The 6,682-nt window shown below is 66.4% G+C and carries 7 protein-coding genes; 5 read left to right on the top strand and 2 right to left on the bottom strand.

The features are described from left to right. Positions 1 to 2: 2 nt before the first annotated feature. On the bottom strand, positions 3 to 1,208 hold the full coding sequence (locus H556_RS0113245; RefSeq protein ID WP_024354900.1) for an acyl-CoA dehydrogenase: 1,206 nt from the start codon (positions 1,206 to 1,208) through the stop codon (positions 3 to 5). Positions 1,209 to 1,333: 125 nt separating this feature from the next. Here H556_RS0113245 and H556_RS0113240 point away from each other — a divergent pair, with 125 nt between their 5' ends. The 5 genes from H556_RS0113240 to H556_RS0113220 are packed head-to-tail and all read left to right on the top strand — an operon-like array spanning position 1,334 to position 5,837. Beyond that, on the top strand, positions 1,334 to 2,620 hold the full coding sequence (locus H556_RS0113240) for a 3-isopropylmalate dehydratase large subunit (protein ID WP_024354899.1): 1,287 nt from the start codon (positions 1,334 to 1,336) through the stop codon (positions 2,618 to 2,620). Further along, a complete protein-coding gene (locus H556_RS0113235; protein WP_024354898.1) occupies positions 2,617 to 3,105 on the top strand; it encodes a LeuD/DmdB family oxidoreductase small subunit in 489 nt (162 codons plus the stop codon). The genes H556_RS0113240 and H556_RS0113235 overlap by 4 nt, the downstream gene beginning before the upstream one ends. Further along, positions 3,102 to 3,989, top strand: a complete 888-nt coding sequence (locus H556_RS0113230) for an isocitrate lyase/PEP mutase family protein (RefSeq protein WP_024354897.1) — start codon at positions 3,102 to 3,104, stop codon at positions 3,987 to 3,989. The genes H556_RS0113235 and H556_RS0113230 overlap by 4 nt, the downstream gene beginning before the upstream one ends. Next, positions 3,986 to 4,936 carry a polysaccharide deacetylase family protein gene (locus H556_RS0113225; RefSeq protein ID WP_024354896.1) on the top strand — a complete coding sequence of 317 codons (951 nt, stop codon included), beginning with the start codon at positions 3,986 to 3,988 and terminating at the stop codon, positions 4,934 to 4,936. Before H556_RS0113230 ends, H556_RS0113225 begins: the two co-directional genes overlap by 4 nt. Continuing rightward, complete coding sequence (locus tag H556_RS0113220) at positions 4,923 to 5,837, top strand: polysaccharide deacetylase family protein (RefSeq protein ID WP_024354895.1); 915 nt, start codon at positions 4,923 to 4,925, stop codon at positions 5,835 to 5,837. Before H556_RS0113225 ends, H556_RS0113220 begins: the two co-directional genes overlap by 14 nt. Before the next feature lie 127 nt (positions 5,838 to 5,964). On the opposite strand, the gene H556_RS0113215 is transcribed toward H556_RS0113220, so the two are convergent. Then, positions 5,965 to 6,657: an isochorismatase family protein gene (locus H556_RS0113215; RefSeq protein WP_245559492.1), complete on the bottom strand. Its 693-nt coding sequence runs from the start codon at positions 6,655 to 6,657 to the stop codon at positions 5,965 to 5,967. Between the last annotated feature and the right edge of the window lie 25 nt (positions 6,658 to 6,682).

Genomic DNA, 6,682 nt, shown 5'->3' with positions numbered 1-6,682 from the left:
GATCAGAAGGCGGCTTCGCCGGTGATGGCGCGGCCCAGGATGAGGGCGTGGACGTCGTGGGCGCCTTCATAGGTGTTGACGGTTTCCAGGTTCATGGCGTGGCGCATGACGTGCAGTTCGCCGGTGATCCCGGCCCCGCCGTGCATGTCTCGGGCCTCGCGCGCGACAGCCAGGGCCTTGCCGCAGTTGTTGCGCTTCATCAGGCTGATGGCCTCGGGAACCCAGGCCCCTGTGTCCAGCAGGCGGCCCAGGGCATAGGCGCCCTCGAAGCCGAGGAAGATCTCGGTCTGCATGTCGGCCAGCTTCTTCTGCACCAGCTGGCGCGCCGACAGCGGGCGGCCGAACAGGGTGCGCTCGGCCACATAGTCGCGGCTGGCGTGGAAGCAGAATTCCGCCGCGCCCATCGCCCCCCAGGCGATGCCGAAACGCGCCTTGTTCAGGCAGGAGAACGGCCCGCGCAGACCCTGCACGCCCGGCAGGATGTTGGCTTCCGGCACGAAGACGTCGTTCAGGCCGATGTCGCCGGTGATCGAGGCGCGAAGCGACAGCTTGTCGCCGATCTTGCCCGTGGTGAAGCCGTCGAAATCGCGCTCGACGATGAAGCCCCGGATGGTCCCGTCCAGCTTGGCCCAGACGATGGCCAGGTCGCTGATGGGCGAGTTGGTGATCCAGTATTTGCCGCCGTTCAGGCGATAGCCGCCGTCGACCGCCACCGCCGTGGTCTTCATCGACGCCGGGTCGGACCCGCCGTCGGCCTCGGTCAGGCCGAAACAGCCGACCAGTTCGCCCGCCGCCATCTTGGGCAGGAACTTCATCTTCTGCTCTTCGGAGCCGAAGGCGTAGATCGGGTACATGGCCAGCGACGACTGCACGCTCATGGCCGAGCGATAGCCGCTGTCGATCGCCTCGACCTCGCGCGCGATCAGGCCATAGGCGACGTGCGACGCTTCGGAACCGCCGTACTGTTCCGGCAGCATGGCGCCGAGGAAGCCCATCTCGCCCATCTCCGTCATGATGGCGCGGTCGAAGACCTCGTCGCGGAAGGCGGCGACGATGCGCGGCAGCAGGGCCTCGCGCGCATAGGACCGCGCCGCGTCCTGAACCATCCGCTCCTCGTCCGTCAGCCGCCCCGTCAGGTCGAAAGGATCATCCCAGCGGAACGTCTGGCCCGAGGGTTTTGGGGCGGAAGAAGCGGCGGGGTTCGACATGATGAGCGTTCCTGATGGACTGGAAGATGCGGGAATGCGCTTGCCAAGGCTGCGCGTTTAGATGATATAAAACTATATCATTTGATCCAGCAATGCCCTTGTGCGGCGCATCATCGGGAGAAGGCATGGGCCGGGGCTCCACCCTCGTTGAAAAGATCATCGCCCGGGCGGCCGGCGTGGACCGGGTCGCGCCCGGCCAACTGGTGACGGCTCAGGTCGATCTGGCCTTTGCGCACGACAGTTCGGGGCCGCGCCGCTGGGCGCCGATGCTGCGTGAACTGGGCGTGGGCCTTTGGGATCCGCAGAAGGTCGCCATAGTCTCGGACCATTATGTCCCAGCGGTGGACGCTGAATCCGCCCGTATCCTGAAGCTGGCGCGAGAATTTGCGGCCGAACACCAGGTGGGCGCCTTCTTCGACATGGTGGGCATCTGCCATCTGGTTCTGCCCGAGCATGGCCTGATCCGGCCGGGCGCCTTCGTGGCGGGGGGCGACAGTCACTCGCCGACGGCGGGGGCCTTCGGCGCCTATGCAGCAGGCTATGGCGCCACCGACATGGCCGCCATCGTCGCCACCGGCGAAACCTGGCTGGCCGTGCCTGAGACGATCCGCGTCGAGTGGTCGGGCCGGTTCGGCGCGGGCGTTGCGGCCAAGGACATCATGCTGTTCCTGTGCCGCGAACTGGGCATGGACAACGCCTTCAAGGCCATTGAATACGGCGGCGACACGGTCGAGGGCCTGTCGATGGCCGAACGCATGGTCCTGTGCAACATGGCCGCCGAACTGGGCTGCGAAGCCGGGGTCGTGGCGCCGGACCGGACGACGTTTGCCTATCTGCGCGCGGCCGGGCGTCCGGTGGAGGACGAGGCGGCGGCCCTGGCGCTGGCGTCGGACCGCGATGCTGTTTACGCCGCCGTCCACCGCTTCAATGCGGCGACGCTGCAGCCGCAGATCGCGGCGCCGCATGATCCGTCACGCACTCAGGACGTGACCGAACACGCCGGGATCAAGGTGGATCAATGCTATATCGGCGCCTGCGTCGGGGCCAAGATCGAAGACCTGCGCATGGCCGCCGCCGTGTTGAAGGGCCGCAAGGTGTCGCCGGACACCCGCCTGCTGATCGCTCCGGCGTCTCAGAAAACCACGACGACAGCGACGCAGGACGGCACCTTGCAGACGCTGATGGAGGCGGGGGCGGTCCTGCTGCCGTCCGGTTGCGGCGCCTGCGCTGGCTATGGCGCCGGGGTGCTGGCGGATGGCGAGGTCTGCATCTCTTCGACCAACCGCAACTTCAAGGGACGCATGGGATCCAAGGAGGCGCAGGTCTATCTCGGCTCGCCCTATTCCGTGGCCGCTGCCGCGATTGAAGGCCGCATCGCCGATCCGCGTCAGTTCCTGGGAGAGGCGGCATGAGCGGTCGGGCCTTCGTCTTCGGCGACAATATCGACACCGACGTCATGGCGCCGGGCACGCTGATGAAGCTGCCGCCCGAGGAACTGGCGCAGCATTGTCTGGCCGCTGTCGATCCTGACTTCGCCCGCACGGTGGCCAAGGGCGACTTCGTCGTCGGCGGTCGCAGCTTCGGCATCGGCTCGTCGCGCGAACAGGCGGCGGTGTCCTTGAGCCTGCTGGGCGTGCGCGCCGTGATCGCGCGCTCTTTCGCCCGCATCTTCTGGCGCAATGCGATCAATCTGGGGGTGCCGTGCATCACCCTTGAACAGGCGGGCGAGATTTCCGCAGGCGACCGGCTGGAGGTCGATCTGGCGGTCGGGCGTCTGACGAATCTGACGACGGGGCGGGGTTATGATTTCACGCCCCTGCCGCCGCACCTTATGGCCATGATGGATGACGGGGGGCTGATGCCGCACCTGAAGAAGAAGCTGGCGGGCGCCGCATGAGCGAGCGTCTGAACCTGCGTCGTCGGCTCAAGCAGTCGCCCGCCCTGCTGGCGCCGGGCTGTTATGACGCCCTGTCCGGCCTGCTGATCCAGCAGGCCGGATTCGAGGCGGCCTATCTGTCGGGCGCCTCGGTCGCCTATACCCAGCTGGGGCGGCCGGATATCGGCCTGGTTAGTCTGGATCACGTCGTTGACGTGGCGGCGCGCATCACCGAGCGGATCGACATTCCTCTGATTGTCGACGCCGATACCGGCTTCGGCAACGCCCTGAACATGGGCCGGACGGTGCGGCTGTTCGAGCGTGCGGGCGCCCGCGCGATCCAGATCGAGGACCAGACGTTCCCCAAGCGGTGCGGCCATCTGCGCGGCAAGGGCGTGATTTCGGCGCAGGAGATGGCGGGCAAGGTTCGCGCCGCCGTCGATGCGCGCCACGACGACGACACCCTGATCATCGCTCGCACCGACGCTATCGCGGTCGAAGGCTTTGAAGCGGCGATGGATCGCGCCGAACTGTTCCTTGAGGCCGGGGCCGACGTCCTGTTCGTCGAGGCGCCGCGCGATCTGGAGCAGATGCGGGCGGTGGCCGAACGCTTCGCCGCCCGCGTTCCTCTGCTGGCCAATATGGTCGAGGGCGGAGACACGCCGCTGAGTTCGGCCGACAGCCTGTCTGACCTTGGCTATCGTCTGGTCATTGCGCCGGGCGCGATGGTGCGGGCCGTCATTCCGGCTGTCGAAGCCTTCCTGTCGGTGCTGAAGCGCGATGGCGGCACGGCGGCGCACCGGGCGCACATGACCGACCTGATGGGGGTCAACGCCCGCATCGGCCTGGATGAGATGATGGCGCTGGGACAGCGATACGAAGCGCAGGAAGAGGAGAAGGCATGACCGTCGCAGACCCCAACCTCTACGACTACTGGCCCTATCGGGACCGGCCGAAGATCGTCTGGCCCGGCGGCAAGAAACTGGCCTTCTGGGTCGCTCCGAACATCGAGTTCTATGAGTTCGACCCCGCGAAGAACCCCGGCCGCGCCGGTTGGCCCAAGCCTGCGCCCGATGTCGTCGCCTATTCCCAGCGCGACTGGGGCAACCGCGTCGGCCACTGGCGGCTGATGGAACTGCTGGACAAATACGGCCTGCGCGGCTCGGTGTCGCTGAACGTCGCCCTGTGCGACCACCATCCTGAGATCATCGAGGCCTGCGTCGAGCGGAACTGGGAGTTCTTTTCGCACGGCATCTACAATACCCGCTATTCCTACGGCATGGACGAGGCGCAGGAGCGCGCCATCATCGACGACGCCATCCGCACGGTCGAGAAGGCCAGCGGCCAGCGTATTCGCGGCTATCTGGCTCCGGCTCTGACGCACACCGAACGGACGCTGGACCTGATCGCCGAGAACGACTTCTGGTACACCTGCGACCTGTTCCAGGATGACCAGCCGCAGCCGGTGAAGACGGCGTCAGGCAAGCTGATTTCGCTGCCCTATTCGCTGGAGGTGAACGACGTCATCACCTACGGCGCCCTGGGGATGAGCCCGGCGCGCTACACCGACATCCTGAAGCGGCACTTCGACCAGTTGCTGGAAGAGGGCGAGCAGAGCGGCACGGTCATGTGCATTCCCCTGCACGCCTATCTGGTCAGCCAGCCCCATCGCATCGGCCCGTTCGAAGAGGCGCTGAAACACGTGATGGGCCACGCCGACGACGTGTGGTTCGCCACCGGCGCCGAGATCGCGGGCTACTATCGCGACCACTGCTGGGACCAGACGCAGGCCGATATCGCGGCCAAGGGCTGCGCGACCGGAGGAAAGGGGTTCGGCCATGGCGCTGCCTGAGGACTATCTGACCTATCCGCACCGCTCCTACGGCATGGATCAGACGCTGTATCCGTGGCGTCCGGCGACCGAGCGGCCGAAGATCGCCTGGCCGGACGGCAAGACGGCCGCCGCCATGATCGTGGTCCCGCTGGAGTTCCATCGCCTGAACCCGCAAGGCAAGCCGTTCAAGCATCCCGGCGCCATGCAGACGACCTATCCGGATCTGCGCCACTTCACGACCCGCGACTACGGCAATCGGGTCGGGGTGTTCCGCATTCTGGATGCGCTGAAGGCGAGAGGGCTGAAGGCGGTGTTTCCGATCAATGCGGTCCTGCTGGAACGCGTTCGGCCGCTGGTCGAGGCCATCCTCGCCGGCGGGCATGAGATGGCCGCCTATGGCTGGGAGGCGGACTGCATCCACTGGAGCGGGCTTGAGCAAGGCGTCGAAGCGGAATGGATCGGCCGCACGCGCGACGCCTTCGACAGGGCGGGGCTGAAGCCGCGCGCCTGGATGAGCCCGGCGCGGCAGCAGTCGTTCCAGACGCTGGCGCTGATCGCCGACGCGGGCTTCGATATCTGTCTGGACTGGGAGCAGGACACGGTTCCCGTGCCGATGCAGACCGACAAGGGCGTGGTCTGGGCGGCCCCTTTGTCGAATGAACTGGATGACCGCACCCTGCTGACCGTGCGCCTTCAGACCGAGGACGAATGGGCCGATCAGGTGCTGGAGGCGATCCGCCTGCACAAGGCCGAGGCCGACCGCTTCGGCGGCCAGGTCGTCGGTTTCACCCTGACCCCCTACGTCAGCGGCCTGCCGTTCCGGATGAAAACTGTCCGCCGCGTGCTGGACGGTCTGGCCCAGGACGACGCCGTATGGACCGCCGGCCTCTCAGAGATTGTCGAGGCGGCGCGCGGCTGAGGCCGCCGTCGTCCCGGCTCCAGGCTCGGCCGTCGCCCCCAACCTTCGGCCGGGAAGCGTAAAAGCGTAAAAAGAAGGGCGGCGGATTTCGGTCCGCCGCCCTTCGATTCTTCAGGCTGCCGTCAGCTCAGCGCGCGGCCAGCCAGTCCAGCACTTCCTGCGCCGACACCACATCGGCGTACTTCAGCTGAAGGTCGGTCAGATTGGCGTAGTGGTAGCTCTCGTGCTTGTCCGCCACGCACTCCTCGGCGACGATGGTGCGGAAACCATAGGACAGGCTGTCCACCGCCGTGGCGCGCACGCAGCCCGAGGTCGAGCCGCCTGTCACCAGCACCGTATCCACCTTGTGCCAGCGCAGGTAGGAGTTCAGCGGCGTCTCGAAGAAGGCCGAGGGCATCCGCTTGGTGTAGATCAGGTCCACAGCCTCATCGATCCGGCAGCGCGGATCGAGGGCGTGGCGTTCGGACCCGTATTTGATGTTCTGCAGGCTGTCCGGCGTATCGGTGCGCGTGCCCCAGACCCCGGCGTCGCCCGCGTCGGCCTTGTAGGCGACATGGCTCCAGATCACCGGCATCCCCTTGGCGCGCGCGGCGGCCGAGATGCGATTGGTGAAGCCGATCTGGTCAGGGTGGGTCACATAGGCCGTCTTCGGAAACAGATCGGGCCGGGTGTAGGATTGCTGGAAATCGACGTTCACCACGGCCAGTTTCTCGCCGAAGCCGAAACGGGCGCGGGCGGGATTGGCCTTGACCGCCTCGAACAGTTCGCGCGCGGTCTTGTTCTCGCAGATCATGGTCGGTTCGAAGACAAGGTCGCTCACGGTCGGTCCGTCCTTAATGGTATAA

The sequence above is a fragment of the Brevundimonas naejangsanensis DSM 23858 genome, from assembly GCF_000421705.1.
Taxonomy (GTDB): Bacteria; Pseudomonadota; Alphaproteobacteria; order Caulobacterales; family Caulobacteraceae; genus Brevundimonas; species Brevundimonas naejangsanensis.
The sequence above is the reverse complement of the archived record's forward strand: the minus strand, read 5'-3'. Positions and strand labels throughout refer to the sequence as shown.